The organism is Mesorhizobium sp. CA12 (assembly GCF_020165255.1).
In the GTDB taxonomy this organism is placed as follows: domain Bacteria; phylum Pseudomonadota; class Alphaproteobacteria; order Rhizobiales; family Rhizobiaceae; genus Mesorhizobium.
Map to the genome: position 1 here is coordinate 82,663 of NZ_JAIUHT010000015.1, position 19,235 is coordinate 101,897.

19 protein-coding genes are annotated in these 19,235 nt (G+C 63.6%); 6 read left to right on the forward strand and 13 right to left on the reverse strand.

The genetic code is table 11. The annotated features are described in order from the left end of the window. Positions 1-263 precede the first annotated feature (263 nt). Positions 264-671, forward strand: coding sequence for a carboxymuconolactone decarboxylase family protein (locus LB520_RS22840; protein ID WP_224639471.1), 408 nt, complete (start codon positions 264-266; stop codon positions 669-671). Positions 672-842: 171 nt separating this feature from the next. Here LB520_RS22840 and LB520_RS22845 read toward each other — a convergent pair whose 3' ends face one another. The 11 genes from LB520_RS22845 to LB520_RS22895 form a co-directional block, all read right to left on the reverse strand. Next, positions 843-1,730, reverse strand: coding sequence for an amidohydrolase family protein (locus LB520_RS22845; protein WP_224639493.1), 888 nt, complete (start codon positions 1,728-1,730; stop codon positions 843-845). Continuing rightward, positions 1,730-2,908, reverse strand: coding sequence for a VWA domain-containing protein (locus LB520_RS22850; RefSeq protein ID WP_318012126.1), 1,179 nt, complete (start codon positions 2,906-2,908; stop codon positions 1,730-1,732). Before LB520_RS22850 ends, LB520_RS22845 begins: the two co-directional genes overlap by 1 nt. An 89-nt stretch (positions 2,909-2,997) precedes the next feature. Further along, a complete protein-coding gene (locus LB520_RS22855) occupies positions 2,998-3,879 on the reverse strand; it encodes an AAA family ATPase (protein ID WP_224639473.1) in 882 nt (293 codons plus the stop codon). 6 nt (positions 3,880-3,885) lie between these two features. Beyond that, positions 3,886-4,890: a xanthine dehydrogenase family protein molybdopterin-binding subunit gene (locus LB520_RS29180; protein WP_263483796.1), complete on the reverse strand. Its 1,005-nt coding sequence runs from the start codon at positions 4,888-4,890 to the stop codon at positions 3,886-3,888. 1 nt (position 4,891) lies between these two features. Beyond that, the gene (locus LB520_RS29185) at positions 4,892-6,259 is read right to left on the reverse strand and encodes a xanthine dehydrogenase family protein molybdopterin-binding subunit (protein ID WP_263483797.1); all 1,368 of its coding nucleotides are present in this window, start codon (positions 6,257-6,259) and stop codon (positions 4,892-4,894) included. Between the two features lie 11 nt (positions 6,260-6,270). Further along, positions 6,271-6,753: a (2Fe-2S)-binding protein gene (locus tag LB520_RS22870; protein WP_224544897.1), complete on the reverse strand. Its 483-nt coding sequence runs from the start codon at positions 6,751-6,753 to the stop codon at positions 6,271-6,273. A 57-nt stretch (positions 6,754-6,810) separates the two neighbouring features. Continuing rightward, entirely contained in the window at positions 6,811-7,605 is a 795-nt protein-coding gene (locus LB520_RS22875) for an FAD binding domain-containing protein (RefSeq protein WP_224639474.1), read from the reverse strand. 12 nt (positions 7,606-7,617) lie between these two features. Then, positions 7,618-8,061 (reverse strand): SRPBCC family protein, encoded by a 444-nt coding sequence (locus LB520_RS22880; RefSeq protein WP_224544895.1) that lies wholly within the window; start codon positions 8,059-8,061, stop codon positions 7,618-7,620. 125 nt (positions 8,062-8,186) lie between these two features. Further along, the gene (locus LB520_RS22885; protein WP_224544894.1) at positions 8,187-9,014 is read right to left on the reverse strand and encodes an AraC family transcriptional regulator; all 828 of its coding nucleotides are present in this window, start codon (positions 9,012-9,014) and stop codon (positions 8,187-8,189) included. 310 nt (positions 9,015-9,324) lie between these two features. Further along, complete coding sequence (locus LB520_RS22890) at positions 9,325-10,323, reverse strand: ABC transporter permease (RefSeq protein ID WP_224639475.1); 999 nt, start codon at positions 10,321-10,323, stop codon at positions 9,325-9,327. A 40-nt stretch (positions 10,324-10,363) separates the two neighbouring features. Then, positions 10,364-11,107, reverse strand: a complete 744-nt coding sequence (locus LB520_RS22895) for an ATP-binding cassette domain-containing protein (protein ID WP_095768909.1) — start codon at positions 11,105-11,107, stop codon at positions 10,364-10,366. Positions 11,108-11,558: 451 nt separating this feature from the next. On the opposite strand from LB520_RS22895, the gene LB520_RS22900 reads away from it, so the two are divergent. Next, the gene (locus LB520_RS22900) at positions 11,559-12,548 is read left to right on the forward strand and encodes a sugar-binding protein (protein WP_095768910.1); all 990 of its coding nucleotides are present in this window, start codon (positions 11,559-11,561) and stop codon (positions 12,546-12,548) included. Positions 12,549-12,649: 101 nt separating this feature from the next. Here LB520_RS22900 and LB520_RS22905 read toward each other — a convergent pair whose 3' ends face one another. Next, a complete protein-coding gene (locus LB520_RS22905) occupies positions 12,650-13,639 on the reverse strand; it encodes an NAD(P)-dependent oxidoreductase (protein WP_224639494.1) in 990 nt (329 codons plus the stop codon). Between the two features lie 97 nt (positions 13,640-13,736). On the opposite strand from LB520_RS22905, the gene LB520_RS22910 reads away from it, so the two are divergent. Next, on the forward strand, positions 13,737-14,633 hold the full coding sequence (locus LB520_RS22910; protein ID WP_224531872.1) for an NAD-dependent epimerase/dehydratase family protein: 897 nt from the start codon (positions 13,737-13,739) through the stop codon (positions 14,631-14,633). A 101-nt stretch (positions 14,634-14,734) separates the two neighbouring features. Beyond that, positions 14,735-15,511 carry a FadR/GntR family transcriptional regulator gene (locus tag LB520_RS22915; RefSeq protein WP_224531870.1) on the forward strand — a complete coding sequence of 259 codons (777 nt, stop codon included), beginning with the start codon at positions 14,735-14,737 and terminating at the stop codon, positions 15,509-15,511. Between the two features lie 291 nt (positions 15,512-15,802). Here the strand turns inward: LB520_RS22915 and LB520_RS22920 are convergent, their stop codons facing one another. Continuing rightward, the gene (locus LB520_RS22920) at positions 15,803-16,090 is read right to left on the reverse strand and encodes a DUF3175 domain-containing protein (protein WP_140544432.1); all 288 of its coding nucleotides are present in this window, start codon (positions 16,088-16,090) and stop codon (positions 15,803-15,805) included. Positions 16,091-16,245: 155 nt separating this feature from the next. Between LB520_RS22920 and LB520_RS22925 the strand changes: the two genes are divergently transcribed. Further along, entirely contained in the window at positions 16,246-17,475 is a 1,230-nt protein-coding gene (locus LB520_RS22925) for an MFS transporter (protein ID WP_224639476.1), read from the forward strand. A gap of 463 nt (positions 17,476-17,938) precedes the next feature. Continuing rightward, entirely contained in the window at positions 17,939-18,967 is a 1,029-nt protein-coding gene (locus LB520_RS22930; RefSeq protein ID WP_224600728.1) for a LacI family DNA-binding transcriptional regulator, read from the forward strand. Positions 18,968-19,235 lie beyond the last annotated feature (268 nt).

Genomic DNA, 19,235 nt, shown 5'->3' on the forward strand with positions numbered 1-19,235 from the left:
TGCCGCGACTTTCAGGCGCGGCTACGGTCCAGAATTCTGCTCCGCCGCACCCTTCGCGCGAGGTCACGGAATGGATTCCAAGGTCTGCGCGCGTCGCTTCGCTCCTTGCTCCGCCCTGGAATGATGATGCTGAGGTGCTTCGGCCAATTTCCGCGGCAGTGTGTTGCTTCGAGCTAAAAACTGAATCGGACAAACACGTTAGCTGTCTATGCGCAACCTTGGTTCAACGACCTCGACCAGCGATTCAAACGAAAGGAAACACCATGGCCACCACAAAACTGCTCAGCGATGCCGAGGTCGAAAAGACCCCGGCGGTGAAGGCCGTGTTTGACGATATCCGCGCGACGCGGAAGTCCGACTTCGTCAACAATTTCTGGCGCGGACTGGCCAATGATCCCGCATCGCTGAAGCGGGTGTGGGAGCAGCTCAAGGCAGTGATGGTCGCCGACAGCGCCATCGATCCGCTGACCAAGGAAATGATCTATATCGCGGTCTCGACCGCCAATGGCTGTTCCTACTGTGTCCACTCGCATACCGCCGCCGCACGGGCCAAGGGCATGACCGACGCGCAGCATGGCGAGCTTGTGTCGATCATCGGGCTTGCGGGACAGACCAACCATCTGGTGACGGCAATGCAAATCCCGCTCGATCCGCAATTCGAGGTCAAGTGAAGCGCCAGCTTCTCCTTCTCCCCTTGTGGGAGAAGGTGGCCGAGCGAAGCTCGGTCGGATGAGGGGTGTTCCAGGGAATGCCACCGTCTCACTCCGATGGAGCACCCCTCATCCGTCTCGGCGCTTCGCGCCGATCCACCTTCTCCCACAAGGGGAGAAGGTAAAGCCGCGCTACACCGGCCGATACACCTTCTCCGCCGTGTTCCAGAAGATATCCGCTTGCGCCGCCGCGCCATGCTTCGCCACCGCTGCCCGGTGCGCTTGGATCAGCTCGGCATGGCTGGTCCAGAGCTTCTCGATCGGGAAGTTCGAGCCGAACATCAGCCGGTCGCTGCCGAGGATTTCGATGGCGTTGTCGACGATGTAGGCGATGAGCTCGGGATCGTTGCGATGCTCGAAAGTGCCGAGGCCTGACAGCTTGGCGTAGAAATTGGGCGCCGCTGAAAGCGTGCGGAGGCCAGCTTGCCAGGCTTCGGTGGTTTCCGGCTCCATGCCGGTCAGCATGCCGGCATGGGTGAGGATGAAATTCGTCTCAGGGTTTTCGCCGACCAGCGTCAGCCCGTCCTTCATCTGCGCCGGGAAAAGCTGCAGGTCGAAGGAGAGGCCGTAGTCCTTCAAACGCGCGACGTTCTTCCGCACTTTCGGATCGATCACCTGGTCGGCCGAGGCGGCGAAGCGGAAGGCGGGCGTCTCGTGCCAGTGGAGCTGCATGCGCACGCCGCGCAGCAGCCTGTATTTCATCAGCCGGTCGATCTGCGGGCGGACATCGTCGACCGTCATGTCGGCATAGCCGACGATGGCGTGCGGCCAGCCGGTTTCGTCGGCGGTCTTCTGCAGGAAGGCGACCTCCTTCTCGAAATCCTCCTTGGCCCAGTTGGTCTGGACATAAACGGCCTTCTCGACGCCCGAGCCTTTCTGGTCCTCGAGGAACTCCGTGATCGGATAGTCGCGGCGGATCGGCTCGTAGGGGCCGAAGATGCGCGGCACCATCGGTCCGACCAGCCAGGGCTGGTCCTTCTGGCGCCAGATGTGGAAATGCGCGTCGATGGCTTTCTGCATCACGATACCCTTTTCCAGATGGCTTCCGCCGCCGGGGCCGGGCGGGCGAGCGACAGGATGAAATCGGTCAGGCTCTTGACCGACGAGCCGTCGACCAGGTCGTCGAGCGCCGGCAGGATGGCGCGGAGCGCCGACGTCGCCGGGCGGAAGCGCGGATCGCCGGCGAGCGGGCTCGCCAGCGACAGCCGGAAGGCGCGGGCGCTCAACCGCCGCATCGCGGTTTCGAGGTCGGAATGATCGCCGCGTTCCAGCCCGTCGGACAGGATGACGACGCAGGCGCCGCGCGCGAAGGCGGAGAAGCGTGGCACCGAAAGGAAGGCGAGCAATGTCGGCCCCATGCGCGTGCCGCCGTCCCAATCGTCGACGAGCGCTGCGGCGCGGGCGAGCGCCTGTCCGCGGTCGCGGATGCGCAACGCCGAGGTGATGCGGGTGAGCCGCGTGCCAAAGGTGAAGACTTCGGCGCGGTCGGTGCCTTGCACGGCCGCGTGGGCCAGCTTGAGATAGTCGGCGGTGTGCAGCTTCATCGATCCGGAGACATCGATGAGCAGGAGCAGCTTTCGCGGCACTGGCTGCCGGCGGCGCAGCAGCGGCGAGGGGATGTCGCCGTCCGCGGTGACGATTTCGCTGAGTGAGCGGCGGAGGTCGAGCGTGCCGCGCGAACGGGTGCGCATGGTGCGGAAAGAACGGCGCGCGGGGAGGGCGGAGGCGAGCTTGCGGCGGAACTGGCCGAGACCATCGGGATCGCGCTGGAAATCGCGGCTGCTCAATTGCTCGAGCGCCGAGGACAGCTCACCGCCTTTCTCCTGGCGGATGGTTTGCTTCTCTTCCTCGCGCGTGCCGCGATCGTCCTTGACGCGGGTCTCGTCGTCCTTCTCGCCTTCGATCGAAGGCTTGGCGTCGCCGTAGAAATGGGCGCGGAAATGCGTTTCGAATTCGTCGCGGCGATCGGGCGAGGGCGTAAGCGTCGCGAGCGCTGCTTCGCGGATGTCGTTCATCGAGCGCGGGCCGAGCAGGGTCACGGCCTGCATGAAGCTGGTCACCTGTTCCGGCGCGATGGCGAAGGCGTGGCTGCGCAGCAGACGAGCGAAGCCGAGGAAGGGGGCTGCGGGACGAGGCAAGCTCTCCTCTCCCCGTTCACGGGGAGAGAATGCCGGCAGGCAGGTGAGGGGCAGCGCCATGTTCTGCCTAGCATGGCGCTGCCCCTCATCCGCCCCTTCGGGGCACCTTCTCCCCGTGAACGGAGAGAAGGGGTTGTCGAGATCGCGGCTCACCCTAGCGCCTCCTCGACAATCCTCCCCAGCTCCGGTGCGATCGTCAACAAATCCTCCTCGTCCTTGATCAGCACGCCGATGGCCCGCCGAAAGGCGTGCGGCCACGGGCTGCCGCCTTTTTCGAGGATGGTGGCGGCATTCGCCCATTCGACCGCTTCGGCGATACCGGGTGGCTTGGCCAGAGGCCGCGCGCGGATCTCCTGCACGGCGTTGGCCACGGCACGTGCGGTAGCTTCCGCGACATCGCCCGCGCGCAGCATGATGATCTCGGCCTCGCGCTGGGCGTCGGGATAGCCAATCCAATGATAGACGCAGCGGCGGCGCAACGCCTCGGCCAGCTCGCGCGTGCGGTTGGAGGTGAGGATGACGATCGGCTGCGTCGCAGCACGGATCGTGCCGCGTTCCGGGATGCTGATCTGGAAGTCTGAGAGGAATTCGAGCAGCAGCGCCTCGAACTCGTGATCCGAGCGGTCGATCTCGTCGACAAGAAGAACGCGCTGCTCCGGCGCTCGCAGCACCTGCAACAGTGGCCTGGCGATCAGGAAGCGGTCATCATAGATGTCGATCTCGTGCTTGCCGGCATGGCGGATGGCGAGCAACTGGCGCTGATAGTTCCACTCGTAAAGCGCATGCCCGGCGTCTATGCCTTCGTAGCATTGCAGCCGCACCAGCTCGCGGCCAAGCAGTTCGGCCACCGCCTTGGCGGCCTCGGTCTTGCCGACGCCCGGCGCGCCTTCGAGCAGCAGCGGCTTGCCCAGGCGGATCGCGAGGAAGATCGCCGTCGCAAGGCTGTCGTCGGCCAGGTAGCGCGAAGCGGCAAGGCGCGCGGCGATCGCCTCCGGCGAGTCCGCGACCGCAACGGCGTCGGCGCTGGTCATCTCCCCTCAGCCCGCCGCCTGCGCCTTCAGCGCGCGCAGGATGCGCTCGGGCGTGATCGGCAGCGTGTCGATGCGCACGCCGACCGCGTCGAAGACGGCGTTGGCAACGGCGGGGATCTGCGGGTTGGCGCACATCTCGCCCGGTCCTTTGGCGCCGAACGGCCCATCGGCGGAAGGACGCTCCAAGACGATGATCTCGGTTTCGGCTAGGTCCCCTGGGCCCGGCATCAAATACTGGTTGAAGTCGGTGCCGCCATGGTCGCGGTTCGGATAATAGGGCTCGGTCGTCTCATAGAGCGCGTGGCTGATGCCCATCCAGGAGCCGCCGACCAGTTGCTGCTCGACCATCTTCGGGTTGAGCGCACGGCCGATCTCGAAGATGTTCTTGACACTGAGCACCGTCACCTCGCCGGTCTCGTCGTCGACCTCGACCTCGGCCACCGTGCAGGCATGGGCGTAGCAGGTGGAAGGCTTCATCGCGCCGGTCTCTTTTTCCGGGTAGGAGCGCGGAATGAGAAACATGCCGCGCCCCGAGATCGAGCGGCCGCGCTTGAAATGCGCCGACAGCGCCACATCGAAGATCGAGATCGATCTTTGCGGCGCGCCCTTCACCTTGATGTTGCCCTGACCGTCGGTCTCAAGGTCGGAGGCGTTTACCTCCAGCTCCTCGGCGGCCACTTCCAGCATCACCTGGCGGGCTTCCTTGGCCGCCTGGATGACGGCGTTGCCGGCGCGGTGCGTGCCGCGCGAGGCGAAGGTGCCCATGCAGTGCGGGCCGGTGTCGGTGTCGGCGGTGTCGATGACGACGCGGTCGGTCGGCACGCCGATCGTCTCGGCGCAGATCTGCGCCATGATCTGCTTCATGCCCTGGCCGAGATCGACGCTGGACAACGTCACCATGAAGTTGCCGGTCGGCGTCGAATGCACCAGCGCCTGCGTCGGGTCGCCGCCGAGATTCATGCCGGTCGGATAGTTGATCGCGGCGACGCCGCGTCCACGCCGGATCGCCATCTCAGGCTCCCTTCCTGTAGGAGGACATCGCCATGTACTTTTCCGCCACCGGCCAGTTGGCGACGCGCGAGGCCTCCTGCATGCATTCGATCAGCGCCGCACCCTCGGTCGGCTGGCGATGCGCCTTCATGTCGCCGTCGCGATAGGCGTTGATGAAGCGGAACTCGAGCGGATCCATGCCGATCAGCCGCGCCAGCTTGTCCATCTGCACCTCCAGCGCGAAGTCGCCGATGGTGACGCCGAAGCCGCGCATGGCCGACGAAGGGGTGCGGTTGGTGTAGACGCAATAGGTGTCGATCCAGACATTCGGGATCGTATAGGGGCCTGGATAGTGGGCCGCGCCCTTCTGCGCGCCATAGGGCGAGTGGCGCGAATAGGCGCCGGCGTCGGTATAGCCGGTCACCTTGCGCGCGACGATGCGGCCGTCCTTCATGACGCCGTCCTTGATGATCACCTTTTCGGCGGCGCGCGGCGAGGAGATCTGCATCTCCTCCTCACGGCTGTAGATAAAACAGACCGGGCGTCCGGTCAGCTTGGCCGCGAGGATGGCGATCGGCTCGACGACGACGTCGACCTTGCCGCCGAAGCCACCGCCAACGGTGCCGCCGACGAAATGCAGCTTCGAGCCGGGCATCTGCAGGATGATCGAGGCGTTGTCGAGGGTGAAGAACATCGCCTGCGTGTTGGTGTAGCAGGTGAAGCGGTCATTGCCTTCCGGCGCCACCACGCAGCCCGTGGTTTCGGTCGGGGCGTGCTCGATCGGCGAGGACTGGTAGGACTGTTCGAGGATGTGGTCGGCCTGGGCAAAGCCTGCCTCGACATCGCCGAAGCGCACCTTGCGGCATTCGCCGCTGTCATAGAGGTAGTAATTCTGGCCGTGATATTCGTTGACCAAAGGCGCGCCGGGCTTCAGCGCTTCTTCCATGTCGAAGACGGCCGGCAACACCTCATAGTCGACCTTGACCTTGGCGGCGGCTTCCTGCGCGGCGCGCTCGGTCTCGGCCAATACCGCCACCACGGCCTCACCCTTCCACCGCACCTTGCCGTCGGCAAGCACGGTTTCGTCCTCGGGACCGATCTGGATCAGGATCAGGATGGTGTAGACATTGTGCGGCACGTCCTTGGCGGTCAGCACGCGCACCACGCCCGGATGTTTCTCCGCTTCCGACGTATCGATCGAGCGGATGCGGGCATGGTGGTGCGGGCTGCGCACCATCTTCAGATGCAGCATGCCCGGGAAGTTTCGGTCGGCGAAATAAACGGTCTTGCCGGTGACATGTCCCGGCGAGTCGAGCCGCGGGCGACCCTGGCCGATCTCATGCAGGCCGTCCTTGCGGACATCGGCGAAATAATCCTTGCGCAGTTCCATGGCTCGTTCCCTCAGGCGGCGTTCTGCGAGTTGGCGAGCGCCGCAAGCAGCACGGCCTGGATGATCGGCTCGTAGCCGGTGCAGCGGCAGATGTTGCCGGACAGCGCCTCGACCACATCCTCGCGGCTCGGGTTGGGCGTGCGGTCGAGCAGAACCTTCGCGGCCATGATCATGCCCGGCGTGCAGAAGCCGCATTGCGTGGCGAAGGCATCGAGGAAGGCGCGCTGCAGCGGATGCAGCACACCGCCTTCGGCAAGGCCGGCGGTGGTCCTGACGTCGGCACCGCCGCAGGTTTCGGCCAGCGTCAGGCAGGAGAGCCTGAGTTCTCCGTCGATGATGACCGAGCAGGCGCCGCAGGTGCCTTGGTGGCAACCCCCCTTGGGTGAGGTGTCGCCGATCTTGTCGCGCAGCACATTGAGCAGCGTCGTGCCGCTTTCGACGAACTCGGCTTTCTCCGAGCCGTTGAGTGTGAATTGAACCGGGACCTTCGCCATTTTTCCTCCCTGCGCGCCTGCCCGGGTCGGCCGGACAGACGCGCGTCCCCACGGATATTAGTCAAGCAGCAGCCGGCCGAGATGGACCGGCAGAACCTCGGCGCGATACCAGGCGCTGGCGATCGGGTCGGTGATCGGCGCGATGCCTTCGCTCGCGGCGGTCAGGGCCGGCGCGATCTCCTGCGGGGTGAGCTTGCAGCCGAGCAGCGCCTTTTCGGCCGCTAAAGCGCGCATTGGACGATCGGCCATGCAGCCCAGCGCGATGCGCGCCGAGGTCACCGTGCCGTCCGGTGCGAGTTCCAGAAGCGCGGCGATGCTCAGCACGGACACACCCTTGGGCTTGACCCGCGATACTTTCAGGAAGCGGAAGCTCTCGGCTTTAGGCAATGAAAAGCCGACAGCCGAGACGATGGCGCGGCTGGCATCACGGCCGACCAGGAAGGTCTTGATCGGCACTTCGCCGTCTTCGGTGAAGACGGTCGCGTCCAGCGCCAGCAGCGCCACCGCGAAATCGCCATAAGGGGCAGGGGCGAACAGATTGCCGCCGACGGTCGCCATGTTGCGGATCGCCGGCCCGCCGACGGCGCGCGCGGCCGGCGCAAGCGCGGCGAGCTCGGGATGGCGGGCAATCGCGGCCATGGTGACCGAAGCGCCGAGCCGGACCTTGCCGCCGGAAACCGCGATCTGCGAGAGGCCGGGATCGTTGACGCGGATCAGGCTGGAGACGGCAACATCGCCTTCATTGGCCGCGCGGACGACAAGCGTGCCGCCGCCGAGATAGCGTGTCCCAGCGGCCTGCAACGCGGCGTTGGCGTCTTTCACGCTCGAAAAAGTCTGCAGCGCAAGCGACATGGCGCGCTCCCGTCAGCTCTGGCCGGCGAAATGGGCCTTCAGGGCGTTGAAACCGCCCTGGAAGACGTTGGCGCCCATGCCCTCGGCCAGCTTGTCGGCCTCCTCGGGCGCGGCGTCGAAGCTCGCTGTCCATTCGGCATAGGTGCGGTTGCCGTCGGTGACGCGCCGCAACTGCAGCGTCGCCTTGTGATTGGTGAGCGGCTGCGGCGTCTCGAGGATCGAATAGCTGACCAGGAAGTTCTCATCCGAGAAATCGAGCAGCTTCTCGCGTAGCCGCGCGCCGCTGACCAGTTGGAAGTTGCGCACGCAGCCGATCGTGGCGGCGTCCTTGCCGTCCTCGATATGGCTTTCCACCATGCGCGGATGCCAGCTGGGCAAACCATTGAAGTCGCGGATGCGCGCCCAGACCTGCTCGACCGGCGCGTCGATGACGCTGGAGATGGTGACTTTCGCCATAGACTGGTCCTCTTGCAAAGATCGGGAGCAGGCTAGAGCGGCCGACGGGCCGGCGCTTATCAATGCGTCTTGAGCGCGTATCAACCAGTCGGAAAATGCGGCGACGGATCAGCCTGCAAAGGCGCTCACGACATGGCCTGAGCGGCTTCGCGGTAGAGCGTCGGCGGCACGCCGACATGGTCGCGGAAAAAGCGCGAGAAATTGCCCTGGGTGGTAAATCCGAGATTGCAGGCAACGGAGATCAGCGGTTCCTGCGACCACTGCAGCTGGCGCACGGCTTCCTCCATGCGCAGCGTGTTCCAGTAGACGTTCGGCGTAAGGTTGGTCTGTTCCTTGAAGAGCGCGAAGAAATGCGGCCGTGAGAGCCCGACCGAACGAGCCACGTCGTCGAACGAGATGCGCTCGCAGACATTGGCCTTCATCAACTGGATCGCCTTGCGGACACGGAAGTCGAGCATAGTGTTGATGCGCGCGCGGACTACCTGTGGCGCCGAAGCATCCGCCGCGTCGAGAACGCTGTCGATGAAACGCTCGATCTCGTAGTTGGCCACGTCGTCGATGCTCTCATTGTCGGCCAGGTGATCGAGCAGGTTCGCCGCCGCCTGGTGCAGCCAGGGCTCCAGCGTGATCGCCGCTTGCGCGAACAGCGGCGCGGAGGAGGGCAGGTCGCGGCGCCGGCGCGCCCAGTCCGGGTCGATGTAGAAGGCTAGGAACAGGCCGGGCTTGCCGTCGCGGGATAGCGCATGGCTATGCGGCTGGAACGAATTGATGCCGGCCGCGGTGCCAGGCCCAAGCCGCACCGTCTCGCGGCCGATGGTCATTTCGCCTGCCGTGCCTTCCAGCCAGATGATGAGATGCGCCTCGCCATGGGCATGGGTGACGAAGTCGTTGGCGACATTCAGCACGGAAACATGTCCGAACCGGCCCCAGTAGAGCCTGATCGCGTCCGTCATGGCTATCGTTCCTCCCGCAGGCGACTGGCCTCCCTTCGCCTGCCGGGCAATAGTGCGGCTGGGGTGAGGCTGCGTCAAGGCAGGCAGGAATGGTGGCCATCTCGCATCGCCCGTCCGGACCCGATTTTCAGACTGGGCGATAGGCGCGTTCCCTTCTCCCCCTGTGGGAGAAGGTGTCGCCGAAGGCGACGGATGAGGGGTGCTCCAGGGAAAGCCAGCGTCTCACTCCGCTGGAACACCCCTCATCCGTCTCGGCGCTATCGCGCCGATCCACCTTCTCCCACAAGGGGAGAAGGCGAGGCGGCGCGCTTCAGTCGCTACGCCTGAAATTGCGGATGCGATCGAACAGAACCGCCAGGATGATCGCGCCGCCGATGAAGGTGCCTTGCCAGAAGGCGTTGATGCCGAGCAGGCCAAGGCTGTTGCGGATCACCTCGATGAGGGCGGCGCCGACGACGGCGCCGAGCGCGGTGCCGACGCCGCCGGCGAGATTGGCGCCGCCGATGACGGTGGCGGCAATCACCTGCAGCTCCATGCCGTTGCCGAGATTGGTGGTGACGGCGCCCAGCCATCCGGTCTGGATAATGCCGGCAAGCCCTGCCGACAGCGCCGAGATCATGTAGACGACGACCTTGATCTGCTTGACGGGAACGCCGGTCAGCGTCGCCGCATGCTCATTGCCGCCGATGGCGAAGATGTGCCGGCCGAATTTGGTCCAGCGCAGGATGAAGCCGGTGATCCCCGCCAGGAGGATCATGTAGAGCACCGGATTGGCGATGCCGAAAACCCAGGCGCCGCCGCCCAACGACAAAAGCTTCTGGTGGTCCGGCCCGAACTGGAACACCACGGTGTTGTTCGAGGCGACCATGGCAAGGCTGCGCGCCACCGACAGCATGCCGAGCGTGACCACGAAAGGCGGGAAGCCGAGATAGGCGATGAGCAGGCCGTTGAAGGCGCCGATCGCAAGCGCGGTGGCGATCGAGGCCAGGATGCCCACCTCGATCGAATAGCCGGCATGCATGGTGACGGCGAGCACCATCGAGGATAGGCAAAGCACCGAGCCGACCGAAAGGTCGATGCCGCCGGTAATGATGACGAAGGTCATGCCGAGCGCGACGATGGCGACGAAGGTGATATTGCGCGTGATGTTGAAGATGTTCTTCGACGTGGCGAAGGAATCGGTGGCGACGGACAGGAACAGGCAGGCGAGGATGACCGCGATCACCACCCAGAAAGTCTGGTTGGCAAAAAGCCGCGACAGGAAGGTGTGCTGCTTCTGCGCGATCGTCTGGTCAAGTGTGACTGCCATTATCGACCTTTCCTGAGGCGTGGACGCCCGATCCACGCGACTACGCAACCTGTTCGATGGCGCCGGTGATCAGCCCGGTGACTTCCTCGGGCGAGCTCGAGGCGATTTTCTTGTCGGCCACCTTGCGGCCGCGCCGCATGACGATAACACGGTCGGCGACGTCGAACACGTCGGGCATGCGGTGGCTGATCAGCACCACGGCGATGCCCTGATCGCGCAGGTGGCGGATGAGATTGAGCACTTCGGCGACCTGCCTGACCGAAATCGCCGCCGTCGGCTCATCCATCAGCACGATCTTGGCCTGCGACAGCATGGTGCGGGCAATCGCCACCGCCTGGCGCTGGCCACCCGACATCTGCTTGACGAGGTCGCGCGGCCGCGTCTCGGATTTCAGCTCGGCAAAGAGCTGGCCGGCACGCTTGTACATCGCGCCATAGTCGAGAATGCGCAGCGGACCGAAGCCGCGGCGCAGCTCGCGGCCGAGATAGACGTTGGCCGCGGCGGTCAGGTTGTTGCAGAGCGCAAGGTCCTGGTGGACGATCTCGATGCCGTGCTGGCGCGCATCCGCCGGCTTGTGCATGACAAGGTCCTTGCCCTCCAGCCGCATGGTGCCGTGGCTCGGGTGGAAATTGCCAGCGATCATCTTCACTAGCGTCGACTTGCCGGCACCGTTGTCGCCCATCAGGCCGACGACCTCACCAGCTTCCAGCGAAAACGATACATCGTTGACCGCCTGGATGGCGCCGAAATGCTTCGAGATGTTGGCGAGTTCCAGAACCGACACCAGCCTTAAGCCTCCCCGTTGTTGGCGCAACTGGCCACCGAACCCGGCGGCGCCGCTTGCGTCTTGCCCCGTCCATCTCCTCCCGAACGGTGCGTCCACGCATTTAGGCAAAAGCGGACGGGGGCGTCAATCAATTGTCTGACGATTAATTTCGAGACTCGACGAAAAATCGGTTTTGTAGGACAAATAGCAATTGACGCTGGCGAAAAGCCGATATTAGCTAAGCTTCGGAACAAGACTTTGCCAATCGTCCGTCTATCCGGCGGAGGCAGGCAGATGGTTTGAGGGTAAAGGATTCGGCTGCATCGGTATTCGGGCGGACGGATCGGCAAATGCTTATCAGCCCGGCGCGGGGCGCGAACATCATGAGATGCTCGTCGTGGTTCTTGTGTATCCGGGTTGATCAGTGTGGCGGGCACGCGGTGTCCGTCTGTTTCAAGGGAGGACTGACATGAGGAAAACACTTTTGCTTGCCGCCGTCGCCGCCATGGCGTTGGGCGCCGGGCCGGCTTTGGCCAAGAAACAGCTCGTCATCGTTGTGAAGGGTCTCGACAATCCGTTCTTCGAAGCCATTCATCAGGGCTGCGAGAAGTGGAACAAGGAAAACGCCAGCTCGGAATATGAATGCTTCTACACCGGCCCGGCATCGACTTCCGACGAGGCCGGCGAGGCGCAGATCGTGCAGGATATGCTGAGCAAGCCAGACACGGTGGCGATGGCGATCTCGCCGTCGAACGCGCCGCTGATCGCGCAGACGATCAAGAGCGCCAATCCGTCGATCCCGATCATGACGGTCGACGCCGACCTTGCCAAGGAAGACGCCGCCCTTCGCAAGACCTATCTCGGCACCGACAACTACCTGATGGGCAAGAAGATCGGCGAGTACATCAAGAAGGCCAAGCCGAATGGCGGCACGATCTGCACGATCGAGGGCAATCCGGCGGCCGACAACATCCTGCGTCGCGCGCAAGGCATGCGCGATGCGCTGACCGGGAAGGAAGGTCTTGCAGCACTTGCCGGCGAAGGTGGCTGGACCGAAGCTCCCGGCTGCCCGGTGTTCACCAATGACGACGGCGCCAAAGGCGTGCAGGCGATGACCGACATCCTCGCCGCCAACCCGAAGCTCGACGCCTTCGGCATCATGGGTGGCTGGCCGCTGTTCGGCGCGCCGCAGCCTTATCGCGACCTGTTCAAGCCGATGGCCGACAAGATCGCCAAGAACGAGTTCGTCATCGGCGCCGCCGACACGATCGGCGACGAGGTGGCGATCGCCAAGGAAGGCTTGGTGACCGCGCTGGTCGGCCAGCGGCCGTTCGAAATGGGCTACAAGGCGCCTTCGGTGATGATCGACCTCATCGGCGGCAAGAAGGTCGACGATCCGGTCTTCACCGGCCTCGACGAATGCACCAAGGAAACGGCCGACACCTGCATCCAGAAGTAGGCGCCGGCTGCATCCAGAAGTGACAAAAAGGGGCGCCCGGTGGGCGCCCCATCTTTTCCAGCGCCTGCTCCCGCCGTCGAACAGGGCAGGGCGGCTCCCGCCTAAATCTTCTGCTTCACGCCGTCCTTCGAAGGCATCAGGTCGACGCCGTTGAGCTTGCCGATATGCGTGGCGAGCATCGGCACATACTGTTCCGCGGGGCCGGTGGCGAAGGCGGTCGCAAAGGAATTCTTGGTCGCGTTGCCCAGAGGGTTGGCGATGCCGGCCGCGCCCGCCATCGATTCCAGATAGGTCAGGTCCTTGAAGGCATTGGCGATGGTGAATTTGTGCGCGTCGCGGTCGCCCTCCAGCGTCCAGCGCATGAAGGTCTGGTAGAAGCCGCAATCCATGCGGCCGTTGCGAATGACGCTGTCGAAGCGCGGCGGCGAGATGCCGACCTTCTCGGCCAGCGCCAGCGCCTCGGAATAGATCGCGGCGTAGGCCAGCGAGATGAAGTTGTTGAGCAGCTTCATGCGGTGGCCGTCGCCGGTATCGCCGATATGAACGATGCGGCCGGCCCAGGTCTCGAGCACCGGCTTCAGCCTGGCGAACACGGCGTCAGGCGCGCCGACCATGGCGTCGAGCGTGCCTTCCCAGGCCTCCTTCGGCGTGCGGCTGAGCGGCGCATCGACATAGTCGACGCCGAGCGCCTTGAGTTCGGCGGCCAGGGCCACTGTCGAGACCGGATCGGAGGTCGAGCAATCGACGACGACCGAGCCTTGCTTCAGGCCCTCCTTCAGCCCGTCGGGGCCGCGGATGATCGCCTCCACCTCGCGGGAGCCGGTGACGCAGATGAAGACGATGTCGGAGGCCGCGGCCACCTCCTTGGACGTGGCAACTTCCTTGGCGCCGCGTCCGGCCAAGTCTTCCGCCGGCTTGCGGTTCTTGCGACCGAGGAAGGTCAGCGGATAGCCCTTGTCGACGATGTTCTTGGCGATGCCGTGCCCCATCAGGCCAAGGCCGATGAAACCGATGTTCTCGCGGGCAGCGGTGGTGCTCATGTCGTCTCTTCCTTGTCTTTCATGGTGATGGGCGCCCGCGCGGCGGGCGATTGTCCAGAAGGTTTCCGCGGATCGCGGGTGGCGGGCGATCGCGGAATGTCATATTGTCTGACAATACACATAATTACCTAGCATTGTGGAGAGCAAAATGACGAAGCGGATCATGTTCACCGGCGGCAGCGGCAAGGCTGGCCGGCATGTCGTGGAATATCTGGTCGAACATGGCTGCCAGGTGCTCAACATCGACACCAAGCCGCTCGACAATCCGAAGGTGCGCACTTTGGTCACCGACATCACCGACAGCGGCCAGGTTTTCAACGCGCTGTCGAGCTATATGGGTCTGCACGAGTTCGACCCGTCGTTGAGATCGCAGCCGGTCGACGCCGTGGTGCATTTCGCGGCGATCCCGCGCATCATGATCACGCCGGACAACGAGGTGTTCCGCATCAACGCGATGGGCACCTATAATGTCATCGAGGCGGCGGTGAAGCTCGGCATCCGCAAGGTTATCATCGCTTCCAGCGAGACGACCTACGGTCTTGTCTTCGCCAACGAGCCTCGCAATCCGACGCATTTCCCGCTCGACGAGGATTATGACGTCGACCCGATGGACTCCTATGCGCTGTCGAAGATCGTCAACGAGAAGACTGCGCGGGCTTTCGCGTTACGCAGCGGCTTCGACATCTATGCGCTGCGCATCGGCAATGTCATCGAGCCGCATGAATATTCGCTATTCCCGAAATGGTTCGCTGATCCCGGTTTCCGCAAGCGCATCGCCTGGAGCTATATCGATGCGCGCGATCTCGGCCAGATCACCTTGCGCGCCATCGAGAAGGACGGCCTGGGCTATCAGGTGTTCAACGCGGCCAACGACGACACCTCATCGGACCTGCCGACGGCGGAGCTGTTGAAGCGCTTTTATCCGGGCGTGCCGGTCAAGGCCGAGCTTGGCGAATATGAGACGCTGCTTTCGAACCGCAAGGCGCGCGATGTGCTTGGCTTCCGGCCCGAGCACAGCTGGCGCAAATACGTCAAGACGGCGTGAGCCGGCGGCAAATGCCGGTTGATCTGTGCACATCCTCGCGCATTGCGGCAAAGCGGGCTTGCCCTGCTTGACAGCTTCTGAAAACGGGATTTTGTGGAACCATGCGGGACGCTAAGCCGAACAACGAAAAGAGGCCGACAAAAATGGCAGCGGCGGAGCGTCCGTCCGGCGTTCGCCGGGCCAACGCGTCACGCATCCCGGGCGCCAGCGTGCATGCTTCGCTTGCGAGCGAGATCGGCCTTCGGATCGTGCGCGGCGACTATCCGCCGGGCACCATCCTGCCCAATGAGGCCAAATGGTCGGAGACCTTCGACGTCAGCCGCTCGGCGGTGCGCGAGGCGATCAAGATGCTGATGGCAAAGAGCCTTCTGGCCTCGCGACCGAAGATCGGCAGCTGGGTCGAACCGAAGGAACGCTGGAACCTTCTCGACCGCGACGTGCTCGCCTGGTACGCGACCTCGCCGGACCGCGAGGTGTTCCTCAAGACCGTGCAGGAGTTCCGCCACATCATCGAGCCGGAGGCGACGGCCTTCGCGGCGATGCGGCGGACCCGCGAGCAGATGGCCGAGATCAGCCAGGCCTGTCGCGAGATGGGCGAGGCGACCAACCTGCAGGAGCGCACGCGGGCCGACACGCGCTTCCACCTTGCCATCCTCAGGGCTTCGGGCAACGACCTGCTGGTGCCGCTGGGCGTCTTGATCGAGTCTGCCTTCGACCATCTCTTCACCTATACGACGCGCGAGCTCGACAATCTGCAGCACGCCCAGAAACTGCATGAGGCGATCGAACGCAGTATCCGCCTGCAAAGGCCGGATGCGGCGCGCAATGCGGTGCGCAAGCTGCTGGCCAATACCGACGAAGTGATCCAGTCGCGTTAGGGTCTTGTACCGGACCAGTTCGCCAGCACAGAAACTTTGACCGCTGCCCGTGCGTGCGTTGGCAGATCCCATGCCTTGGCGATTGGCCAAGACGCCTATCGCGGTCGTCATCCTCGGGTCTGCGCTCCGCTTCGCGTAGCTCCGCCCTAGAATGACGAGGTTGGGGGCTTCAGCTCATCGCCAGCGTTTGCGCTGAACACCCCAAACGGATGCTGATAGCCTTGCCCGACAAGCCTGCAATCTTTCCAGATCCCTGCGTTGAGGAACTGGTGCTAGCGCTCCCAGCAACCCTCAATCCTGCTTTTCGCGACCGAAGGCGACACGCAGCTCGTCCTTCGCCTTTTCCAACACCTTCTTGCGCTCGTCAGGCAGATTCTTGCCGGCACGGTTGATGTAGAAATTCAACATCGACATGGCGGATTGGAACGGCTCTGCCTTGCGGCGGTGGCTGTGCTCGGCCGAGCGCTTGAGCGAGGCGGCGATCTTCTTCGCGTCATCGGATTCGAAGACGTGCTCCTCGAGATCGAGGGCGTCGCTGTGTTCGGTCACGTCGGCCGACCATTTCTTCTTGGCGGTCATGACAAACTCCTTCCTTCAGAGAAACCCCATGAGGTGAGGCGGGTTCCCGGTTCTGGAGCCACGGATTTGCCGGTCGTGGCGCTGCTCGGCTCAGGAAATGGGCCGATAGTGCGCTCAAACGCGCGATCTCGAAGAAATCGTGGACAGGAAACCCCGTGACGACAGTTCCAGGAAACGCGGCAAACAACGCGGACATAGACAGCTTCTACGCGTGGACGCGGCTCGGGATCTCCTTGCTGCTGGCGACGATCGGCGGCGTCGGCATGTGGGCCGTAGTCGTGGTCCTGCCCGCCGTGCAGGCCGAGTTCGGCGTCGATCGTGCCGCCGCCTCGATGCCTTACACCGCTACCATGGTCGGCTTCGCCGCCGGCAATGTGCTGGTCGGCCGCGCCATCGACCGTGTCGGTTACTGGATCCCGGCGCTGGGTTCCTCGATGGCCCTGGTTGCCGGCTTCGCGCTGGCGTCGCTCTCCACTTCGATCCTGCAATTCACGCTCGCCCAAGGCTTGCTCATCGGGGTGGGGACATCGGCGATTTTCGGACCGCTGATCGCCGATATCTCGCACTGGTTCAACCGCCGGCGCGGCGTTGCCGTGGCTACGGCCGCGGCGGGCAGCTATCTCGCCGGAACGGTCTGGCCAGCAATCATACCGCCGCTGATGAAGGCGGAGGGTTGGCGCTTCACCTATGTGGCTATCGGCATCGCTTGCCTGGTGACTATGGCGCCGCTGGTCATAATGCTGCGACGTCGCGCCCCGGTGGCCGTCGCAGGCTCGCCAGGCGCACGCCCGGTCCAGCCGATTTCATTGTCGCCGGCCGCCCTTCAGGCGCTGCTCGTCATAGCTGGTCTTGGCTGTTGCGTGGCGATGTCGATGCCGCAGGTGCATATCGTCGCCTATTGCATGGACCTCGGCTATGGTGTCGCCCACGGCGCCGATATGCTGTCGATCATGATGGCCGCCGGCGTCGTCAGCCGCCTTGTTTCCGGCTTCGTCGCCGACCGTATCGGCGGGGTGAGGACCTTGCTGATCGGTTCGGTGCTGCAGTGCCTGTCGCTGTTCTTCTACATTCCCTTCGACGGTCTTGCCTCGCTCTATGTCGTCTCGCTGGTGTTCGGCCTGTCGCAAGGGGGCATCGTGCCCTGTTATGCGATCATCGTGCGCGAATACATGCCCGCCAAGGAGGCCGGCCAGCGCGTTGGCATCGTCATCATGGCGACCATTTTCGGCATGGCTATCGGCGGCTGGATGTCGGGCTGGATCTACGATCTCACCGGATCTTACGCGGCCGCGTTCCTCAACGGAATTGGGTGGAATATTTTGAATTTACTAGCAATTGGTTTGCTATTGTGGCGAGCACGACGATCGTCAATGATTGCTGCTTGAGCCTAATTTTCAGCGGTGCACAGAATGCATCTAGCCCTTCACGGTAAGCCCATTCTTCTAGCAATAGCGGTCTGGGCGTGCACCGCTGTGTGTCTCGTAAGCTTCGCCTTTTTTATCTATGCGATTTTGCTGGTAATCAGCAGAACCGGGGCGCTTGTCGACATAGCCGAGGAAAGAGCACTTGGTTGGAGCGAGCGTGTTGGCCGTAAGAATAGCCGACTCAATAGGTTTTTTGTTGCCCAAGAGTTTCGACCGCTCCGCAAACGTCTATTTGGTGCATTGGCCGGATTTTACGTATCGTTTGGTCTTCTTTTCCTGCTGATTTTGCTCTTCGGCGACCGGACGTCGGCCTAATGTCGGGCTGGAGATGCCTGAACGACAGGCTGCGTTGACAACATAGGCGACTGCGCGACGCGATGGCTGACAACAACTGTTTCGTTCGGCATATCGAGGAGGCTCGCTCTTGACCAAGCCGCGCTCCCGTCGTGGCGGCGGCCGTCCGACCATTGCCGACGTGGCGCGCAAGGCCGGTGTCGGCGCGATCACGGTATCGCGGGCCTTGCGTGAGCCCGGGCGGGTGTCGGAAGACCTTCGACGGCAGATACAGGCCGCGGTCGACGAGCTCGGCTATGTGCCCGACCCGAACGCCCGCGCGCTCGCCTCGGCGCGCGCCGAGGTGTTCGGCGTGCTGGTGCCTTCGCTGACCAACAACGTCTTCGCCGAGGTGGTGCGCGGCATCTATGACAGTCTTTCCGACAGTCCGTTCCGCATCCAGATCGGCAACACCCATTATTCAGGCCTGGAGGAAGAGCGGCTGCTGCAGGTCTTCGGATCGCAACGCCCTGCGGCGCTGATCGTGGCCGGCATAGACCAGACGCCCAGCGCGCGACGACTGCTGGAGAATGCCGGCTGCCCGGTGGTGCAAGTGATGGAGACCGGGCCGGACCCGGTCGACATGATGGTCGGCTTCTCGCATCTCGACGGCGGCAGGACCGCCGCCGAACACCTGCTGCAAGCCGGATACCGCAAGATCGGCTTCATCGGCGCGCGGATGGATCCGCGTTCGCAGCGGCGCCTTGCCGGCTACCGCGCCGCGATGGAGGCCGCCGGCCTGTTCGATGCGCGGCTGGTCACCACAACGCCGGTGCCGTCAAGCGTGACGCTCGGGCGCGAGTTGTTCCGCGACGCGCTGGCCAAGATGCCGACGCTGGACGGCGTGTTCTGCAACAATGATGATATCGCGCTTGGCGTTCTGTTCGAATGCCATCGCGCATCGATCGACGTGCCGAAGCAGATCGGCATTGTCGGTTTCAACGATCTCGACATGATGCAGGTGTCGTTTCCTTCAATCACAAGCGTGCGCACGCATCGCTATGAAATCGGCACCCGTGCCGTCGCCATGGCGCTGTCGGCGATCGCCGGAAACCGGCCGGAACAGCGGATCGTCGATCTCGGTTTCGAGCTGATGCGGCGCGAGAGCACCGGGCGCTGACGCGGTACTGTTGGTTCCTTAAGATGATTCTTTACAGCCTGAGATGGTAGCGCTACCATTTGCGTGCCGGTAAAGGCTCGGCGAGGCGGGAAGGCTGTTTATTATACATAAGCAACAGCTCGTACTTGTTTATTATGTATAATATGATAGTTTTCTAAATTGCCAGAGAGCTGAGGGGGACGAGGAGGATCTGGGCGGCGCGGCCGTCCTGTGTGGGTGTCTGGTTGGCCGGAGGGTTGCCGACCGTATCGCCAAAGATTCATAACAA